The 21498-nt window shown below is 33.5% G+C and carries 14 protein-coding genes; 10 read left to right on the plus strand and 4 right to left on the minus strand.

Annotated elements, in window-relative coordinates:
- Positions 1-330: 330 nt before the first annotated feature.
- On the minus strand, positions 331-1719 hold the full coding sequence (gene glmM, locus ASE40_RS07980; protein ID WP_057116419.1) for a phosphoglucosamine mutase: 1389 nt from the start codon (positions 1717-1719) through the stop codon (positions 331-333).
- A 203-nt stretch (positions 1720-1922) separates the two neighbouring features.
- Between glmM and ASE40_RS07985 the strand changes: the two genes are divergently transcribed.
- The 10 genes from ASE40_RS07985 to ASE40_RS08025 all read left to right on the plus strand — a co-directional run bounded on the left by ASE40_RS07985 (position 1923) and on the right by ASE40_RS08025 (position 17996).
- The gene (locus ASE40_RS07985; RefSeq protein ID WP_057116420.1) at positions 1923-2507 is read left to right on the plus strand and encodes an ACP phosphodiesterase; all 585 of its coding nucleotides are present in this window, start codon (positions 1923-1925) and stop codon (positions 2505-2507) included.
- A gap of 33 nt (positions 2508-2540) precedes the next feature.
- Positions 2541-4226, plus strand: a complete 1686-nt coding sequence (gene ggt, locus ASE40_RS07990; RefSeq protein WP_057117000.1) for a gamma-glutamyltransferase — start codon at positions 2541-2543, stop codon at positions 4224-4226.
- Positions 4227-4299: 73 nt separating this feature from the next.
- Positions 4300-6084 (plus strand): chloride channel protein, encoded by a 1785-nt coding sequence (locus tag ASE40_RS07995; RefSeq protein WP_057116421.1) that lies wholly within the window; start codon positions 4300-4302, stop codon positions 6082-6084.
- A 95-nt stretch (positions 6085-6179) separates the two neighbouring features.
- A complete protein-coding gene (locus ASE40_RS08000) occupies positions 6180-7148 on the plus strand; it encodes a tetratricopeptide repeat protein (protein ID WP_057116422.1) in 969 nt (322 codons plus the stop codon).
- Between the two features lie 143 nt (positions 7149-7291).
- A complete protein-coding gene (gene uvrA / locus ASE40_RS08005) occupies positions 7292-10123 on the plus strand; it encodes an excinuclease ABC subunit UvrA (RefSeq protein ID WP_057116423.1) in 2832 nt (943 codons plus the stop codon).
- 12 nt (positions 10124-10135) lie between these two features.
- The gene (locus ASE40_RS08010) at positions 10136-11230 is read left to right on the plus strand and encodes a hypothetical protein (RefSeq protein WP_057116424.1); all 1095 of its coding nucleotides are present in this window, start codon (positions 10136-10138) and stop codon (positions 11228-11230) included.
- 199 nt (positions 11231-11429) lie between these two features.
- On the plus strand, positions 11430-11555 hold the full coding sequence (locus ASE40_RS22500; protein WP_262487368.1) for a hypothetical protein: 126 nt from the start codon (positions 11430-11432) through the stop codon (positions 11553-11555).
- 60 nt (positions 11556-11615) lie between these two features.
- A complete protein-coding gene (locus ASE40_RS08015) occupies positions 11616-12344 on the plus strand; it encodes a TIGR00730 family Rossman fold protein (protein WP_057116425.1) in 729 nt (242 codons plus the stop codon).
- A 301-nt stretch (positions 12345-12645) separates the two neighbouring features.
- Positions 12646-15396 carry a hypothetical protein gene (locus ASE40_RS08020; RefSeq protein WP_057116426.1) on the plus strand — a complete coding sequence of 917 codons (2751 nt, stop codon included), beginning with the start codon at positions 12646-12648 and terminating at the stop codon, positions 15394-15396.
- Positions 15397-15584: 188 nt separating this feature from the next.
- Positions 15585-17996: a thiamine pyrophosphate-dependent enzyme gene (locus tag ASE40_RS08025; RefSeq protein WP_057116427.1), complete on the plus strand. Its 2412-nt coding sequence runs from the start codon at positions 15585-15587 to the stop codon at positions 17994-17996.
- A 196-nt stretch (positions 17997-18192) separates the two neighbouring features.
- Here ASE40_RS08025 and kdsB read toward each other — a convergent pair whose 3' ends face one another.
- From kdsB to ASE40_RS08040, 3 genes are all read right to left on the minus strand, one after another.
- Positions 18193-18927, minus strand: a complete 735-nt coding sequence (kdsB, locus tag ASE40_RS08030) for a 3-deoxy-manno-octulosonate cytidylyltransferase (RefSeq protein WP_057116428.1) — start codon at positions 18925-18927, stop codon at positions 18193-18195.
- 108 nt (positions 18928-19035) lie between these two features.
- Positions 19036-19866, minus strand: a complete 831-nt coding sequence (ygiD, locus tag ASE40_RS08035) for a 4,5-DOPA dioxygenase extradiol (RefSeq protein WP_057116429.1) — start codon at positions 19864-19866, stop codon at positions 19036-19038.
- Positions 19867-19951: 85 nt separating this feature from the next.
- Entirely contained in the window at positions 19952-21361 is a 1410-nt protein-coding gene (locus ASE40_RS08040) for an ATP-dependent RecD-like DNA helicase (protein WP_057116430.1), read from the minus strand.
- Between the last annotated feature and the right edge of the window lie 137 nt (positions 21362-21498).

A 21498-nucleotide genomic window follows, 5' to 3' on the forward strand; every position in this document is an offset into this window, starting at 1 on the left:
GTCGGTAGAAAAAAAATATAACGTCACCAGATTTCACGTTCCGTAGGAACGTTTGATTTTTGACCGCATTTTTAACAATCTAATCTCAAACGTTCCTATGGAACGTCTACATGCGTGTGCTATTTTTTTTTCTACCGACGAAACATTCCTACGGAATGATAATTGTAAATATAAAAACTAAAAAGTTGAGTGAACATTGTAAAAATATTTGTTCCGTAGGAACATTNATATAACGTCACCAAATTTCACGTTCCGTAGGAACGTTTGATTTAAAAAAAAGGGCTGTCTTTACTTAAGACAACCCTTTGAATATATAAAAAAACTAAAATCTTAGATTCCAGCTATTACTTTAATCTCATCAATAATACGAAGAGCCAGTTTATCTGCGGCATCTTGAGAAGGTGCTTCTGTATAAATACGGATAATTGGTTCTGTATTCGATTTTCTTAAATGAACCCATTCTGTTGCAAAATCAATTTTCACACCATCAATTGTCGAAATATCTTCGTTTTTATATTTCTCAGTCATTTGAGTTAAAATGGCATCAACATCGATCTGTGGTGTTAATTCAATTTTATTTTTGCTCATATAATATTCCGGGTAAGAAGCTCTCAATGCAGAAACCGACATTTTTTTATTAGCCAAATGCGTTAAGAACAAAGCAACTCCCACCAAGCTGTCACGTCCGTAATGCAATTCAGGATAAATAATTCCGCCGTTACCTTCACCGCCAATTACAGCATTGTTTTTCTTCATCAATTCAACAACATTCACCTCTCCTACTGCACTTGCTTCGTAACTTCCGTTATGATTTGCAGTTACATCACGCAATGCGCGAGAAGACGACATGTTTGAAACTGTGTTTCCTGGCGTTTTACTCAAAACATAATCTGCACAGGCAACCAAAGTATATTCTTCCCCAAACATTTCACCATCTTCGCTGATAAAAGCCAAACGGTCAACATCTGGATCGACAACAATTCCTAAATTTGCATTTTCTTTTACAACCAATTCAGAAATATCAGTTAAATGCTCTTTTAAAGGCTCTGGATTGTGAGGGAAATGTCCATTTGGTTCACAGTATAATTCTACCACTTCAACTCCCATTTGCTTAAGAAGTTTTGGAATAATAATGCCTCCAGAAGAATTTACACCATCTACAACCACTTTAAATTTAGCTTCTTTTACCGCTTCGATATCTACCAATGGTAAGTTTAAAACTTCATCAATATGAATATCCATGTAAGCATCGTTTGGTATAATTTCACCTAAACTATCAACATCCGAAAAATCAAAAGCTTCAGCTTCAGCAATTTCAAGGATTTTTGCACCATCTGCACCGCTTAAAAATTCTCCTTTTGCATTTAATAATTTTAAAGCATTCCATTGTTTTGGATTATGCGACGCAGTTAAAATAATTCCGCCATCGGCTTTTTCCAAAGGAACGGCAACTTCAACCGTTGGGGTTGTTGAAAGTCCAAGATCGATTACATTGATCCCTAAACCAATTAGAGTATTTACTACTAGGTTGTGAATCATTGGCCCAGAAATTCTGGCATCGCGACCAATTACAACTGTCAATTTATCTTTAGAAATATTATTTTTTAAGAAAGTTCCGTATGCCGACGCAAATTTTACCGCATCAACAGGAGTTAAATTATCTCCTACTTTTCCTCCGATCGTCCCACGGATTCCAGAAATAGATTTTATTAGAGTCATTTTTGTGAGTTAGGGTTATTTTATTACAAATATAGAAAAGTTACTGAGTTACTCCCGCAGTAAATTTCTAAGAATTTGAAATTGTAGTACGGTTTTGCTTTGAAAGAACACAATTTTATAACAAAATGATTTAAAAAAGTTTTTATACATTTACTAAAATAACTTAGAAACTTAGCCTCTAAGAATCTTAGCAACTCAAAAAAATGAATTTCTTAGCCCACATATATCTTTCTGGAGAAAATGATTTGATCAAAATTGGAAATTTTATGGCCGATGGAATTCGCGGGAAACAATTTGAGCATTTTCCCGAAGATGTAAAAAAAGGAATTTTACTGCATCGATTCATTGACACTTATACCGATTCTCACGATATTTTCAGAAAAAGCACCAAACGTTTGCACGACAGATATCACCACTATTCGGGAGTTATTGTAGATATCGTTTACGATCATTTTCTAGCCAAAAACTGGAGTAATTATTCTGAAGAAAAACTAGAAAGTTTTATTAATCGGTTCTATAATTCTTTACATGAGAATTATAGTATTCTGACCGAAAAAACACAAGGACTAATGCCTTATATGATCGAAAGAAACTGGCTTTTAAGTTACAGAACTACAGAGGGGATTCACCAGATTCTAACACAGATGGATCGAAGATCCAAAAACATTTCTAAAATGCAGTATGCGATAGAAGAACTTAATGAATTTTACGACGAATTTGAAGAAGAATTTACTTCATTTTTTGAAGAAATAAAAATACAAGCAAAAGCAAAATTGATTTCTCTTTAACTGCTTTTTCTCATTTACAAAATGATTACACACATGAAAAAAATTACGCTTTTAATAGCCCTTATTTATATTAGCAGCAATGCACAGCAGGTAAATACAGCACCAACGGGATTAGTTGTCACAAAAGCAATGGTCGTTTCTGCACGCGAAGAAGCCTCTAAAATTGGTTCCGATATTATGAAAAAAGGCGGCAATGCTTTTGATGCCATGGTAGGAACCGAATTAGCGCTTGCAGTTGCATTTCCCTTTGCTGGAAATATTGGCGGCGGCGGATTTATGGTGTATAGAAAAGCAAATGGAGAAGTTGGTTCTTTAGATTACCGCGAAAAAGCACCGTTGGCAGCAACAAAAGATATGTTTCTAGACAGCCAAGGAAATGTTATAAAAGGAAAAAGCACCGAAACAGCTCTTGCTATTGGTGTACCTGGAACTATTGCCGGAGTTTTTGCTGTACATAAAAAGTACGGAACAATGCCAATTTCTAAAATTCTAGAACCTGTAATTGCTCTTGCAGAAAGAGGAGTTGTAGTGACCAAAAAACAAGAAAAAAGCTTAAAAGATTATCACGAAAGCATAGTAAAGATAAACGGAGAAACTTCTCTTTTATCTGGAAATTTTAAAGAGAATGATACTATTAAATATCCAGCTTTAGCTAAGACTTTGAGAAGAATTCAGAAAAAAGGAAGAAATGAGTTTTACAAAGGCGAAACGGCTAAAATTCTTGTAGATTATCTTCAAAAAAAAGGCGGTATTATTACCCTGCAGGATTTAGCGAAATATGAAGCCAAATGGAGAAAACCACTTCAATTTACTTATAAAGACTTAAAAATTACTTCGATGTCACCTCCTAGCAGCGGAGGAATCTGTCTGGCACAAATTTTAAAAATGCTGGAACCTTACGATTTGGCAAAAATGGGACATAATACAGCTGAATCTATTCAGGTTATTGTAGAAGCTGAAAGAAGAGCATATGCCGACCGCAGTTTCTTTTTAGGAGATCCAGATTTTGTAAAAATTCCGATTAAAGAATTATTAGATAAAAATTATTTACAGAATAGAATGGCTAGTTTCAATCCAGAAAAAGCCACTCTATCTTCTGAAATAAAAGAAGGAAAAGTAAATTACGCCGAAAGTACCGAAACCACACATTATTCTATTGTAGACCAATTCGGAAATGCAATTGCTGCTACTACAACTTTAAATGATGGTTACGGTTCAAAATACTATTGTGATGAATTAGGCTTCTTCTTAAACAATGAAATGGACGATTTCAGCGCTAAACCGGGTTCTCCTAATATGTTTGGCTTAGTTGGAAATGAAGCCAACAGCATTGCACCGCAAAAACGCATGTTAAGTTCAATGACACCGACAATTGTAGAGAAAGACGGAAAATTATTTATGGTTGTAGGAACTCCTGGAGGTTCAACCATTATTACGTCTGTTTTACAAACCATTTTAAATGTTTACGAATATAATTTGAGTATGCAGGAAGCTGTAAATGCACCACGTTTCCATCATCAGTGGCTTCCCGATTTAATTACTTTTGAACCTAGTACCTTCGAAACAAAAACAATTGACAAGCTTAAAGCTAAAAATTATCTAATCAACGAAAAACCAACTCCTATCATCGGAAAAGTGGATGCAATTTTAGTTCTTCCAAATAAAAGTCTTGAAGGCGGAGCTGATTTTCGTGGAGATGATACTGCCGTTGGTTTTTAATAGTTCTGCCTTTTTATTTTTTTAATCTAAGATTATAGCCTAATTTTGTAAGAACGATAATTTTTAAAACCTAATGCTAAAAAAATATTTCAGAAGACTCGAAAGCATAATTGCTTTGGCGCAATCGTTAATGACTCCAAAGCAGTTTATTTTTTTATCAAGTGTTTTAATTGGGATTTCATGCTCTTTAGCAGTAATCGTTTTAAAAACTTTTGCTCACAGCGTATTTTCTTTTGCCACTTACATCAACGGAATTTTAAAACTAAGTTTCATTAATAGTATTCTGCCAATTGTTGGTATTTTACTGACGGTTTTTGTGGTAAAAAAAGTACTTAACGGCTCTATACAAAAAGGGACTTCACAGATACTTTATGCTGTTGCAAAAAAAGCCAGCATTATTCCGAGAAAACAGATGTATGCTCAGATTGTTACCAGTTCCTTAACCGTCGGTTTGGGAGGTTCTGCAGGTTTAGAAAGTCCGATTGTGATTACTGGAGCTGCATTTGGTTCAAATTTCGCTCAAAATTACAAACTGCCGTACAAAGACAGAACTTTATTAATTGGCTGTGGCGTTGCGGCTGGAATTTCAGCTGCTTTTAATGCTCCAATTGCTGGAGTTCTTTTTGCTATTGAAGTTTTACTGGTAGATGTTAGTATTTCTGCCTTTACACCCATTATGATTTCTGCTGCAACAGGTGCATTAGTTTCCGCAATTGTTTTAGATGAAACGATTCTTTTGAGTTTTAAAAAGCAAGAAACGTTCGATTTTCATAATATTCCTTTTTACGTTGTTTTAGGTGTTCTTACGGGATTAGTTGCTATTTATTATTCTCGAAATTTTCAGAGAGTTGAGCATTATTTTTCCAAGCAGCAGATTAATCCATACAAAAAAGCGTTAATTGGTTCATCGCTTTTAGCGTTACTAATTTTTATTTTTCCAACGTTGTTTGGTGAAGGATATGAAAGCATCAAAACTTTGTCTGAAACAGATCCTGGAAAACTATTAGACAATACTTTGTTTGCAGATTTTAGAAATAACCAATGGGTTTTGCTGCTATTTGTGGGAGCAACAATGATGGTTAAAGTTTTTGCTTCAGGATTAACTATTGGAAGTGGTGGAAATGGAGGAAACTTTGCTCCTTCTCTATTTTTAGGTTCGTATTTGGGTTATTTCTTTTCTAAATTTATAACACTTATCGGTTTATCAAAACTTCCTATCACCAATTTTACGATGGTCGGAATGGCTGGAATTTTGAGTGGTTTATTTCATGCTCCTTTGACCGCTATTTTCTTGATTGCAGAAATAACAGGAGGTTACGGATTAATGATTCCGCTTATGATAGTTTCTTCTATTAGTTTTGCAATTTCTAAACGTTATGAAAAATATTCGCTTGACGTAAAAGGATTAGCGAAAAAAGGTCACGCCTTTACCAGTAATAAAGACTCTAATATTCTTTCAACTTTAGATATCGACACCATCATTCAATGTGATTATTTAACCGTTCATCCCGATGAAAATTTAAGTAAATTGGTCGATCTTATTTCACATTCTAACCAAGTTGTTTTCGCAGTTGTTAACAATGATAAAGATTTAGTCGGCGTTGTACATTTTAATGATATTAGAGAAATTATTTTCAATGCTTACCGCGTAAAATATACCCAGATTAAAGATGTAATGAAAACGCCAGCTGCTACAATTTCTTCATTTGACAGTATGGAAATCGTGATGAGTAAATTTGAAAAATCGAAATCGGCATTTCTTCCTGTTTTAAGAAACGGCAAATATCACGGCTTCATTTCCAAATCAATAGCACTTGAAGCTTATAGAACAAAACTTCGTTCTATGACGATTGAATAATTTTTATGGTAAAATATTAATAGACATATTCATACAGAATATACTATATTTGGTTATGATTTAATATTAAAAAAACTAACCAAAAACCATTAAGAATGAAAAACATTTTTATTATTCTTCTTTTACTTGCTGGATTGGAAAATGCTCAATCGCAGGAAACATCAAAAATTGACACAAAAAAATTGCTGGCTGAAATAGCTGATGAAGCTTGTAAATGTATTGATTCTATTTCAACAATAGATAGAGCAAGAGATTCTGTAACTGCAGATATACATTCTTGTATAAGCGTAAGAGTTGGCGCATACCAATTGGGAGAAAAATTTGCAAATCTTGATTTATCAAAGGCAGCAACAGATTCAAGCGGCAACAAGGAGATAAATATGGAAATGAATTTTGATCAAAACTCCGCAGAGTTCAAGGATATTTATTATAAAATCGAACGTTATTTAATGGCAAATTGTGTTCCTCTAAAAGATAAAATAGCAGCTAATGACAAAGAGAATACGAACTCTGTTTCTAAAAACAAAGAAGCTTTAGACAATTATCAGCTCGCAATTGAAGAAACAAAAAAAGAAAACTACAAAGGAGCAATTGAATATTATAAAAAAGCTGTAAAAATTGATCCTAATTTTGCTTTTGCATATGATAATATGGGAATTTGCTATCGCAGGTTAGAGCAGTACGACCAAGCGATTGATGCTTACGAAAAATCACTAAAAATAGATCCGAACGGTTTAATGCCGCTTCAAAATATTGCTGTTGTTTACTCTTATAAAAAAGATTATAAAAAGGCCGTAAAGACATACGAAAAACTAGCACAAATAGAACCTAACAATCCAGAAGTTTTTTATGGAATTGGACAAATGTATGCCTTGCATTTAAACGATTCAGAAAAAGGTTTAGATAACATGTGTAAAGCATATAATATTTATATAGACCAAAAATCGCCCTATCGTACTGATGCTGAAAAAATAATTCAAATGATTTATGCTCAAATGAAAAAAGATGGGAAAGAAGATGCTTTTAATAAAATTTTAGCATCAAATAATATTAGTACAAAATAATTTAGATTATTTTTTTAATAGAAAAAAGTAAAAAATGCGCTGATTTTCATCAGCGCATTTTGTTACAATTTTTAACATAAACTTCTATAGTCTAGTGCAAAAAGAACAAATCAAAGTGGTAACTTTGCGTTTTGCTCAAATTTATGTTAGAAAAAGACAATACTATTGAAGTTCTTGGTGCAAGAGTTCATAATCTAAAAAATATCGATATCTCTATTCCGAGAGAAAAACTAGTTGTAATTACTGGTTTATCTGGTTCTGGAAAATCGTCTTTGGCGTTTGACACTATCTATGCTGAAGGTCAGCGTCGTTATGTTGAAACTTTTTCGGCATATGCCAGACAATTCCTCGGCGGGTTGGAACGCCCTGATGTAGATAAAATCGACGGACTTTCGCCTGTAATTGCTATTGAACAAAAAACTACCAGCAAAAGCCCACGCTCGACTGTTGGAACTATCACTGAAATTTACGATTTCCTGCGACTTCTATACGCACGTGGTGCAGACGCTTACAGTTACAACACTGGCGAAAAAATGGTTTCGTATTCTGATGAACAAATTAAAGATTTGATTATTCAGGATTACAAAGGAAAAAGAATTAATATTCTCGCTCCCGTAATTAAAGCCAGAAAAGGACATTATGCCGAATTATTCCAGCAGATTACCAAACAAGGATTTTTAAAAGTCCGCGTAAACGGCGAAGTTCAGGATTTGGTTTCTGGAATGAAACTGGATCGTTACAAAACCCATGACATTGAAATTGTTGTAGATAGAATGCAGATTGAAGACACACCTGACAATCAGAAAAGGTTGGCTGAAAGTATTAATACAGCAATGCATCATGGTGAAAATGTTTTGATGATTTTAGATCAGGACAGTAATGAAGTGCGCTATTTCAGTAGAAATTTAATGTGTCCAACGACTGGAATATCTTATCAAAATCCAGAGCCGAATCTATTCTCTTTCAACTCTCCAAAAGGAGCTTGTCCGCATTGTAATGGATTAGGCACTGTTCATGAAATCAATGTAAAAAAGATTATTCCGAATCCGAAATTATCGATAAAAAGCGGTGGTTTTGCTCCGCTTGGCGAATATAAATCTTCTTGGATTTTCAAGCAGTTAGAAACAATCGGAGAAAAATTTGGATTTAAAATTACGGATCCAATCGAGAAAATTCCAGAAGAAGCCATGACTATGATTTTGTATGGCGGAAAAGATAAATTTGCTGTAAACTCAAAAGATCTTGGTGTAACGAGAGAATATAAAATTGATTTTGAAGGAATTTCTAATTTCATCAAAAATCAATACGATGAAAGTGCCACAACAAGCATAAAACGCTGGGCAAAAGATTTTATGGACGAAATTAACTGTCCCGTTTGTGATGGTTCTCGTTTGAAAAAAGAAGCACAGTTTTTTAGAGTGAATGAAAAAAATATCACCGAATTGTGTGATATGGATATATCTGATTTGACTGCCTGGTTTCAGGATTTGAATAATCATTTATCAGACAAACAGCTTTTGATTGCTTCTGAAGTGGTAAAAGAGATAAAAGATCGTTTGAACTTTTTGATGAATGTTGGTTTGAATTATCTGGCTTTAAGCCGAAGCTCAAAATCGCTTTCTGGTGGTGAAGCACAGCGTATTCGTTTGGCAACACAAATTGGTTCGCAATTGGTTGGAGTTCTCTATATTCTGGATGAACCAAGTATTGGTTTACATCAAAGAGACAACGAAAAACTGATTAAATCTTTGGAGCAGTTACGTGATATCGGAAACTCGGTTATTGTGGTTGAACATGATAAAGACATGATCGAAACAGCTGATTACGTTATTGATATTGGTCCAAAAGCAGGAAAATACGGCGGAGAAATCATCAGTATTGGAACTCCCGCAGAAACTTTAAAATCAAATACCATTACTGCTCAATATTTGAATGGTAAAATGAAATTAGAGATTCCGAAAAAGCGTAGAAAAGGAAATGGGAAATTCTTAAAACTAACCGGCGCAACAGGAAATAACCTGAAAAATGTTTCTATTGAAATACCTTTGGGACAATTAACCTGCGTAACTGGAGTTTCTGGAAGTGGTAAATCGACTTTAATTAACGAAACACTCTACCCGATTCTAAATGCGTATTATTTTAATGGCGTAAAAAAACCACAGCCTTATAAAAAGATTGAAGGTTTAGAACATATTGACAAAGTAATTGATATAGATCAAAGTCCGATTGGAAGAACACCGCGTTCAAATCCAGCGACTTATACCGAAGTTTTTACAGAAATTAGAAATCTGTTTACCATGACTTCTGAAAGCATGATTCGTGGTTACAAAGCGGGGCGTTTCAGCTTTAACGTAAAAGGCGGACGTTGCGAAACCTGCGAAGGTTCTGGTGTAAGAACAATCGAAATGAACTTTCTTCCAGATGTTTACGTAGAATGCGAAACTTGTCAGGGAAAACGTTTTAACAGAGAAACTTTAGAAATTAGATATAAAGGAAAATCAATTTCTGATGTATTGGATATGACAGTTGATGAAGCGGTTCCGTTTTTCGAAAACATTCCGAAAATTTACCGTAAAATCAAAACCATCCAAGATGTTGGTTTAGGCTATATTACACTTGGTCAACAAAGTACCACTCTTTCCGGAGGAGAAGCGCAGCGAATTAAACTGGCTGGAGAACTATCTAAAAAAGATACTGGAAATACATTTTATATCCTAGACGAACCTACAACCGGATTACACTTTGAAGACATTCGCGTTTTAATGGAAGTAATTAACAAACTAGTTGATAAAGGAAATACAATTCTGGTTATCGAACACAATATGGACGTTATAAAACTTGCGGATTATATTATCGATATTGGCCCAGAAGGAGGAAAAGGCGGCGGACAATTGGTTGCTAAAGGAACTCCTGAAGAAGTAGCAAAGAATAAAAAAAGTTATACGGCTAAGTTTTTGAAAAAAGAATTGGAGTAATATTTTAAGTATATGAAGAAAATCTTTTACATTTTGTTATTTGTAAATCATGCTATATTTAGTCAGCAAATAGAAACTTTTAATTATCCGAAAAATACTTATCGAAGCATTAAAAATAAATTTAGCATTAACCCAACACCGAATTATCAGGCTTATTATGATTATTATTTTGAAATTAATTTAGAAGACTTTTTTTTCAATAAAAACAAACCTATTAAAGATGTTAGTTATTATTACAATAATAATAAAGCTAAAATGTATTTCATAGAGTTTACACGTGATGGTAAAATACAAAAGATTGAGAATTTTTATTACCATAAAAAAATAACTTTCAATTACTCCAACAAAATTATTACAAGACAATCCTACGCTATTGGAACCAATATTGCGGATAAATTATCTTCTACAGATAGTATTTTCTACGATTACAACAATAATATCATAAAAAAATCACTTACCAATTATGATCAAAAACAAAATATTATCGAAAGACATATTGAAGATTATCAATACATAGACAAAAATAAATTAGTAAAAAAATATCAATATGAGATCAGAGAAAATGTACCATTCATTTTTGGGTCTTTATCTCTTTTTGAATATGCGGATAATACCATTACTGAAAAAACATATAATTTTGGAGATAAGAATCATAGCATTCAAGAATTAAAAAAAGATTCAACAATATTCAATTCAAATCCTCAAAAAAAGATTTACTATTTAGATAAAAAGGGTGAATTTTCAAAAATTGATCATTTTTTTTCAAATAAAATAGAAAATTCAATCACTATAAAATATGACGAATTCAACAGAATTAATTCAGTTAATTCGACTAAATTTAAAGTCACTGGTACTTATGGCTTTGAATTTGATGCAAAAAACAACATTGTTGAATTATCTAATGAAGGGGTAATTTTTAATTATAAATATGACGAAAATAATAATGTTATTTCTGAGATAATAAAATCTGATAGTAACTACGATAAAGATTCTAATGGTTTGGAATACGATTATCAATATGACATGAATGATAATTGGATTACAATCACAATTATTAGAAATGGATCTATCCATTCTAAAAGAACTAGAAAGATAAATTATTATTAAAAAAAAATATTTTACTTACTTCACAAGCCACTGGTATTCAACACGCATACACAAAAAAAGTCGAATTCTGTTACTTTTACAATTTAATTAATCCCTCATTTTATAACAATTCTAGAAAAAAGCGTTAATTTAGTATCCGCTTTTTCTGAAAACTTCAAAGTTTTAAAGAGAGATCTTTAAATTAAACCAATTGTTTATTTTGGAACCAACTGCCCTAGCTCTGATGGGAGCGGCATCTCCCGATTTAGAAAAACAAGGCTTTTTAGCCATAGTTTTTGTTTATCTGGAATATAGCGGACAGCAGGAATCAGCTCCTTATTCATAGTCTGAGTTCATGATGACAATGAGGAAAAACATAATAAAATAATAAATTAAAATACCTAAAATGAGATTAGAAGATTTTGATAATGATGAAGATAAAGTAATTCAGGACCGTTTGAAACAAAAAACGTGGAATGAAATTAGAACCAATGACAGCTGGGCGATTTTTAAAATTATGTCTGAGTTTGTAAATGGTTACGAAGCAATGGGACGTATTGGTCCTTGTGTTTCGATTTTTGGATCTGCGAGAACCAAACCAGATGATAAATATTATTTACTAGCTGAAAAAATTGCCTACAAAATTAGTAAAGCAGGTTACGGTGTGATTACAGGAGGTGGTCCCGGAATTATGGAAGCTGGAAATAAAGGCGCACATTTGGGCGGTGGAACTTCGGTTGGATTGAATATCGAACTTCCTTTTGAGCAACATTTTAATCCGTATATCGATCATGATAAAAACTTGAATTTCGATTATTTCTTTGTGAGAAAAGTAATGTTCGTTAAATATTCGCAAGGTTTTGTGGTTATGCCAGGTGGTTTTGGAACTTTGGACGAAATGTTTGAAGCGATCACATTGATTCAGACTAAGAAAATTGGAAAATTCCCAATCATTTTGGTTGGAGTTGAATTTTGGTCTGGCTTAATCGAATGGGTAAAAACGGTATTGGTTGAAAAAATGCATACAGTAAGCCCAGAAGATTTAAACTTATTTAAGATTGTAGATACTGAAGATGAAGTTGTTGACGTATTAGATAAATTCTACAAGAAATACGATTTAAGTCCGAATTTCTAAATTTAAGCTATACAGATAAGTGATATAAGCGTTTAAGCGCAACGTTTAAAACAATACTTTTATATGAACTTATATAACTTATATGGTTAAATTTTACTTCAAATACGTAAAAATTGAAAGCTGTTTTTTTAAACAGCTTTTTTTATGCTATTTTTACAAAAATCCGAAGTAACTTTATATACGTAACTTAAGTATATAACTCATAAATTTTGCGCCATTCTTGAAATTCTTTTTTAAAATTATCTGCTCTATTTTAGTTTTATTCAGTTCGATAAAACTTCATGCACAACATCTGTCTAAGATGGAGGTGGCGGTAAATCTTGAATTGAAAACACTGAATGTAAAACAAGATATTACGTATTACAATACTTCGAATGATTCTTTAGTCTCGATTGTTTTAAACGACTGGAATAATGCTTTTGCTGATAAAAACACACCTCTGGCAAAACGATTTTCTGATGAATTTTATAGAGGTTTTCATTTGGCCAAAGCTGCTGACAGGGGAAAAACTACAATTCTAAACCTTTTGGATCCCAATTTTATAGCTCTTGAATGGGAAAGAGACGGTAAAAATCCAGATTATATTACGGTAAAATTAAACAGGAAATTGGCGCCTGGAGAAAAAATAGATTTACATCTTACTTACATTTCAAAAATTCCAAACGACAAATTTACTCGTTTTGGTTTTGACCAAAATGGCGGAATGGCTTTGAAAAATTGGTTTATAAGTCCTGCGCGTTTTGAAGATCATAATTTTATAAAGTACAACAATTTCAATCTTGATGATATTGCCAACGCAGTAACTAGTTACGAAATTGCTATTAAAATCCCGAATCAATATTCTATTACAACAGACCTTAATTCGGTTTCTAAAGATGTAAGCAATAGCGATTACAGTATTTATTCCTTCTCTGGTAAAGACAGAACCGACTTTAGTCTTTTTATAGAAAAGCAAAACGGATTTCGAACTTATGCGAATGAATCAATAGAAATTGCAACTAATTTGAAAAGCAAGAAGATCGATGAAATTCAAAAAGCTATAATTATTGATCGAGTTGCTTCTTTTGCAGAAAACTTTATTGGTAAATATCCGCATGAAAAAATAACAGTTTCTCAAATAGATTATGATCGAAATCCGTTTTATGGATTAAATCAGCTTCCTTCTTTTATTAGTCCGTTTTCAGATGATTTTATATTTGAAATTCAGTTTTTAAAGACATTTTTAAATACTTATCTCCAAAACAGTCTTCGTTTGGATCCGCGAAAAGACAACTGGGTTTATGATGGAATTCAGATTTATGCCATGATGAAATATATGGAAGAGAATCACCTGGATCAAAAAATGCTGGGAAGACTTTCAAACATGAAGCTTTTTAAAAGTTACAACATTACCAACTTAACTTTTAATGAGCAATACAGCTATTATTACATGTTAATGGCTCGTAAAAATTTAGATCAGCCTCTGGGAGATCCCAAGAATACTTTAATCAAATTCAACGAACAGATTGCCAGTAAATATCGAGCTGGATTAAGTTTGAGTTATTTAGATGATTATCTGAATCATGATATTGTTCCAGAAAGTGTAAAGGAATTTTACAATCTCAACAAACAACAACAAACAAACCGCTACGATTTTGAAAAAATATTAACCAAAAAAAGTCCCAAAAATCTAGATTGGTTCTTTAATACTATTATTGATTCTCGAGACATTATCGACTATAAATTCTCTAATGTTTCTAGAACTGCAGACAGCGTTAAATTTTCAATTAAAAACAAAACTGGATTTTACGCTCCGATTCCCGTTTACGGAATTAAAAAAAAGGAAGTTGTTTTTAAAGAATGGATCGAACCTAAAACAAAGGATTCTGTTTATGAATTCGACAGAAAGAATGCTGATAAAATTGTTTTAAACTACGATAATGAAGTTCCAGAATACAACCAAAGAAATAATTGGAAATCGCTAAAACATATTGCAGTAACCAATCGCCCAATTAAATTTAACTTCGCCAAAGATTTAGAAGATCCTTTTTACAATCAGATCTTATATCTTCCGACGCTGACTTATAATTATTATGATGGTTTTACGCCTGGAATTCGCTTTAGCAATAAGACGATTTTAGACAAACCTTTTAATTTTGATATTAATCCAGCTTATTCCCTTAAAGCGGGAACGATATCTGGTTCGTCTGCTTTTTCTTGGAATCAATATTACAGAAACTCCACTTTATACAATGTTCGTTATTCCATTAGTCAAAATTATTTTCATTACGCACCAGACGCTACTTATTTGAGATTGAATCCGATGGTGCTGTTCCGCATTCGCGAAAAAGATTTTAGAGACAATAGAAAACAACAATTTTTATTTCGCCAGATTATTGTAAAGCGAGAAGCGAGCGAATTTATTACGGATAACTCTGAGCCTAATTATTCTGTTTTTAATGCACGTTATTCAAACATCAAAACTGAACTGATTGACCATTTTAGTTTTATGACCGATTTGCAATTTTCGGGTGGATTTGGAAAAGTATCAGGAGAAGTTGAATACCGAAGATTATTTGAGAACAATCGTAAACTAAACTTAAGATTGTACGCTGGAAGTTTCTTGTACAACAAAACAAATTCAGATTATTTTAGTTTTGGTCTAGACCGGCCAACCGATTATTTGTTTGATTACAATCTTTTTGGAAGATCTGAAACCAGCGGTTTTTTTAGTCAGCAGTATGTAATTGCAGAGGGAGGTTTTAAATCACAATTAGAACCTGCGTTTGCCAATCAATGGATGACCACTTTGAATACTAGTTATGCCGTTTGGAATTGGATTGAACTTTATGGCGATATTGGTTTCCTTAAAAATAAACACCAAAAAGAGTTCTTTGCTTATGATACTGGTGTGCGTTTAAATCTTGTTCCAGACTACTTTGAACTCTATTTTCCTGTTTATTCTAATAACGGATGGGAAATAGCACAAACAAAATACAATGAAAAAATACGATTTATTATCACTTTTTCGCCAAAAACTTTAGTCACACTTTTTACCCGAAAATGGTTTTAATCGAATAAATTTTAAACAAAAACTTGCGAAATTATCAATAATAATAAATTTTAAATAGAAATAGCATAAAAAAAGTACGTAGTTTTTTGATTTTAAATACAAATAATTAAATTATATTTAGTTTAAAGAATTATGATTATTGATTGTTTTTAAGTAATTTCGCGACATAAACATGACCCTTCAAGATTATGATAAAAGAAAAAAACAATACTACACTGACATTTGAAGATTTCAAAACTGAGGTATTGAATGACTATAGAATTGCTGTAACAAGCCGTGAATGTAGTCTTTTAGGTCGAAAAGAAGTACTAACAGGAAAAGCCAAATTTGGAATTTTCGGTGATGGAAAAGAAGTTCCACAGCTGGCAATGGCAAAAGCTTTTAAAAATGGTGATTTCCGTTCTGGATACTATCGCGATCAAACTTTTATGATGGCTATTGGCGAACTGGATGCTAAACAGTTTTTTGCTGGTTTATATGGTCATACCGATTTAGCTTATGATCCAATGTCTGCCGGAAGACAAATGGGCGGGCACTTTGTAACGCACAGTTTAAACGAAGATGGTTCTTGGAAAGACTTAACGAAACAAAAAAATTCAAGCTCAGATATATCTCCAACTGCAGGACAAATGCCAAGATTATTAGGATTGGCGCAGGCTTCTAAAATTTATAGAAATGTTGACGGAATTACCATCAAAGACAAATTTTCAGTAAATGGAAATGAAGTTGCCTGGGGAACTATCGGTAATGCAAGTACTTCTGAAGGTTTATTTTTCGAAACTATAAACGCTGCAGGGGTTTTACAAGTTCCGATGGTAATGAGTGTTTGGGATGATGAATACGGAATTTCTGTTCACGCCAGACATCAAACTACTAAAGAAAATATTTCTGAAATATTAAAAGGATATCAACGCGATGAAGACGCTAAAGGTTATGAAATCTTTAGAGTAAAAGGCTGGGATTATGCCGAATTGGTTTCAACTTATGAAAGAGCTGGAGCAATTGCACGCGAAGAACATATTCCGGTTTTGATTCACGTAAACGAATTAACGCAGCCACAAGGCCACTCTACTTCTGGTTCTCACGAACGTTATAAAAATGCAGAAAGACTGGCGTGGGAAAAAGATTTTGACTGTATTCGTCAAATGCGTTTATGGATGATTGCAATTAATATTGCTTCTCCAGAAGAATTGGCAGAACTTGATTTTGAAATAAAGAAAGAGGTTCTTGAAGCTAAAAAAGAGGCTTGGAATTCGTTCATTAACCCAATTATAGAAGATCAAAAAAATCTTCTGAGCTTACTAGAACAAATTGCTGAAGCAAGCATTAATCATAAAGACAGAATCAAAAAATTGATTTCTGAATTAGGCGCTATCAAAGCTCCTTTGAAAAAGGAATTATTGGTTTACGCTAGAAAAATTCTTCGTTTTATTGAAGTTCCAAACAGTAAGATGCTTTTATCAAACTGGATTACAAATTTCATTGCAGAAACGCAGGAAAAATTCAGCAGCAATCTGCATTCTGAATCTTCTCAAAATGTATTTTCTGTAGAAAAAGTGCTTCCTAAATATGCCGAAAATGCTAAACCAGATTTGGACGGAAGAATGATTTTGCGTGATAACTTTGATGCTTTATTTTCTAAATACCCAGAAACGTTAATTTTCGGTGAAGATGTTGGAAACATTGGCGACGTAAATCAAGGTCTAGAAGGCATGCAGGAAAAATACGGAGAACTTCGTGTTGCCGATGTCGGAATTCGTGAAGCGACTATTATCGGTCAAGGAATTGGAATGGCTTTGAGAGGTTTACGTCCAATTGCTGAAATTCAATATTTAGATTATTTATTGTACGCTATTCAAATCATGAGTGACGATTTAGCTACTTTACAATATAGAACTGTTGGAAAACAAAAAGCACCATTAATCATTAGAACCCGCGGACACCGTTTGGAAGGAATATGGCATTCTGGTTCTCCAATGGGAATGATTATCAATGCAATTCGTGGTATTCACGTTTTGGTTCCAAGAGATATGACGCAGGCAGCAGGATTTTACAACACACTTTTAGAGTGCGACGAACCTGCCTTGGTAATTGAATGTTTAAACGGTTACCGCTTAAAAGAAAAAACACCTCTAAATTTTGGTGAATTTAAAACGCCGATTGGTGTTGTAGAAACCTTAAAAGAAGGTGCCGATATTACTTTAGTTTCTTACGGATCAACTTTAAGACTGGTGCAGCAAGCAGCTAACGAATTATTAGATTTAGGAATTGACTGTGAAGTAATTGATATTCAATCTCTACTTCCGTTTGATATCAATAAAGACATTGTAAAAAGTATTGCCAAAACAAATCGTCTTTTAGTAATCGACGAAGACGTTCCTGGCGGAGCTTCAGCTTTCATTTTACAGCAAATTCTAGAAGAGCAGGATGCTTATAAATATTTAGACAGCAAACCACAGACTCTAGCTGCAAAAGCACACAGACCAGCTTACGGAACTGATGGCGATTATTTTTCTAAACCTTCTGCTGAAGATATTTTTGAGAAAGTATATGATATGATGCACGAAGTTAATCCTTCTAAGTTTCCTAGTTTATACTAAGATTTAGAATGTTTTAGATATTAAAAAAGCTCCAAATATTTGGAGCTTTTTGTTTTTATATACACAAAGTTAGAGTCATTGCGAGGAACGAAGCAATCTCTCTATAATTTGAACTTAGCAAATGAGATTGTTTGCAATGAAATAAAAATCCGTTTAAATCAGCGTCTTCGCGAAAGCGAATCCGTTTTATCCGCGTCTAAATATCACGCAGCATTGCTCGAGCTCTATCCAAATCCTCTTCGGTATCAATCCCAATACCGACATGAGTTGTTTCGACCATTTTAATGCGTTTTCCGAACTCTAAATATCTTAGCTGTTCCAACTTCTCAGAAGCTTCTAAAGATTTCATAGGAAGGCTGTAGAAATCTAATAAGGCCTGCTTTCTAAAAGCATAGATTCCGATATGCTGAAAATATCGCACTCCAACATTTTTCTCTCTTGGATATGGAATCACTGAACGGGAAAAATACAAGGCAAACTGCGATTGGTCTACGACAACTTTTACATGGTTTGGATTATTAATTTCATCTTCATTGGTTATTTCGCGCATTAGTGAAGCTAAATCAATCTTTTTATCTGTATCATTTTCAAAAACAGATAAAACTTGTGCCAAAGGTTCTGCTTCTGTAAAAGGTTCGTCGCCTTGAACATTCACCACAATATCAACGTCAAGATCTGCAATAGCTTCTGCAATTCGGTCGCTTCCAGATTCGTGTTCTTTGATGCTCATAATCGCTTTTCCGCCATTTGAAACGATTTCCTCAAAAATCAAATCAGAATCGGTTACTACAAAAACATCGTCAAACAAATTTGTTGAAACTGCCGCTTCGTAAGTTCTTAAAATCACAGTTTTTCCTCCTAAATCCTGCATTAATTTTGCAGGAAAACGAGTTGAAGCATATCGGGCTGGAATTACCGCTATTATTTTCATTCTTCTATTTTTAAATTTATTTTTTCTCTGCGAATCTTTGTGTCACTTTGCGTTATAACCTTACCACAGAGATACACAGAGTTTTCACAGAGATTCTCAAAGTTTTTTTCACATCAATTTTACTGAAGTCATACTTAATGAACCTGCAAGTAATTTATCATTAAACAGACTTAAATCATCAGCTTTATCTTTTAAACCTAACGTATACAACAACGGAAGATAATGTTCGGGCGTTGGAACTGCCAATTGAATGGCTTTATTCAATTTTTCAAAATTAATTAAAGGTTGGAAATTTCCATCAAGCAAATAATTATTCACAGTTTCACGAGCTTCAATTGCCCAATCGTAACCGTAATTGTCTTTATCAAAATTTCTGAAATCGACCATTCTAAGATTGTGGACAATATTACCGCTTCCGATGATTAAAACGCCTTTGTATCGCAATGCCTGTAATTTCTGCGCCAATTCAAAATGATATTGTCCCGATTTGGTATAATCGATACTTAATTGAATTACAGGAACATCTGCATTCGGATACAAATGTTTAATTACACTCCAAGCACCGTGATCTAATCCCCAATGTTCGTCTAATTCGACCATTACAGGATCTAGGATTTTCTGTGTTTCAACCGCTAGTTCGGGACTTCCTTTTGCGGGATACTGCACATCAAAAAGTGCCTGCGGAAAACCTCCAAAATCATGAATGGTTCTAGGCATTTCCATTGCAGTGACTTTCGTTCCTTTTGTAAACCAATGCGCCGAAACACATAAAATAGCATTAGGCTGCGGCAATGTCTTAGCCAAATCACGAAAACCCGCCACAAACTGATTTTCCTCAATTGCATTCATCGGACTTCCGTGTCCTAAAAACAAAACCGGCATTTTATCAGTATTCGAAAACGTTGATGAAATCGAATGTAAATCGTTTAATGTTGTCATTGCTATATTATTTCAAACACCAATTTCACAGATTTACACAAATTGTTTTTTATTTAATTCGTGCTAATTCGTGAAATTCGTGTTTTTATTCTTCAAAATTCTCGTCTTTAAATCCTATCAAATATAACTTATTTTTAGCACGTGTCATCGCTGTGTATAGCCATCGTATGTAATCGCGGTCGATTCCGTTTGGCAAAAAAGGCTGTTCAATAAAAACCGTGTTCCACTGCCCTCCTTGCGATTTATGACAAGTAATAGCGTAAGAGAATTTCACCTGCAATCCGTTAAAATATTCGTTTTCTTTTACTTTTTGAAAACGCTTATATTTTGTAGATTCATCCTCGTAATCTTTCATAACTTCTTCGTACAAACGATTTGATTCTTCGTAAGTTAAAGATGGAGATTCACTTTTTAAAGTATCTAAAATCAAAACCGTTTCAAAAGGTTTTTGATCGGGATAATCGACCATTCTGATTTTTACTTTCGCAAAAGTAAATCCGTACAATTCTTTGATTCCGAATAACTCTAAAACTTCGATAATATCTCCGTTGGCAATAAATCCGGCTTCATCGGTTTCTTTGAGCCAGAAATAATTGTTCTTTACAACCATCAAAAAATCACCCACCGAAAGTTCACTTTCTTTGAATAAAATTCGGGTTCTAATTTGTTCGTTGTATTGATTTGCCCTTTTATTCGAACGAACAATAAAAGCAGTATCTTCAATGCTGTAATTACTGTACGCCATATTTATAGCATCCTGAATATCATAGCCATCCGTTAAACGAACAATATCTTTAAACTTTTTTACATTAAATCGGAACTCAGTTATAAAACTCTCTTTCAACAATTCACGTAATTCTGTGGCGTTGTATAAAATTCCAGAACTTTCTTCCTGACGCATTACTTCGTCTAGTTCGATATGTTCAATTTCTTTATCGTAATGAATTCCTAATGTCTGAACATCGAGTGCTGGACTAATATCTAAGTTTACCGGCGGAAGCTGTGCCGTGTCTCCCAACAGAATCATTTTACAATTGTTTCCAGAATAGACATAATTAATTAAATCGTCCAGAAGTGAACCGCTGTCTAATGTGCTGTCTGAAATCATAGAAGCTTCATCGACGATAAAAATGGTGTTTTTGTGTTTGTTCACCTGCTTGGTAAAAGCCACTCCTCCACCCGATGATTTTTTAGGAAAATATATTTTTTTATGAATCGTAAACGCTGGCGTATTTGAATAATTTGCAATCACTTTTGCCGCACGTCCAGTTGGCGCCAGCAAAACAAACTTTTTATTGATATCTCCCAAATTATTGACGATAGTAGAGATTACGGTTGTTTTTCCCGTTCCAGCATATCCTTTCAAAACGAAAATGGTGTCGTTTTGAGGTTCCGTTAAAAAAATTGCAATCTTCTGAAAAAAAATATCCTGTTTGTGAGTTGGAGCAAAAGGAAATCGTTTTTGTAAAATACCGTAAAACAGTGCAGAATTCATATAATATTATTGAAAGACAAAGATCGGTTTTTTAAACGGCAATGGCAAAATTCAAATTTTAAATTCCAAAATCAAATTCCAAAATCAAATTCCAAAATCAAATTCCAAATTCCAAACTTTTAGATTTAAAATACAGA

This window comes from Flavobacterium sp. Root935 (assembly GCF_001429295.1).
GTDB lineage: Bacteria > Bacteroidota > Bacteroidia > Flavobacteriales > Flavobacteriaceae > Flavobacterium.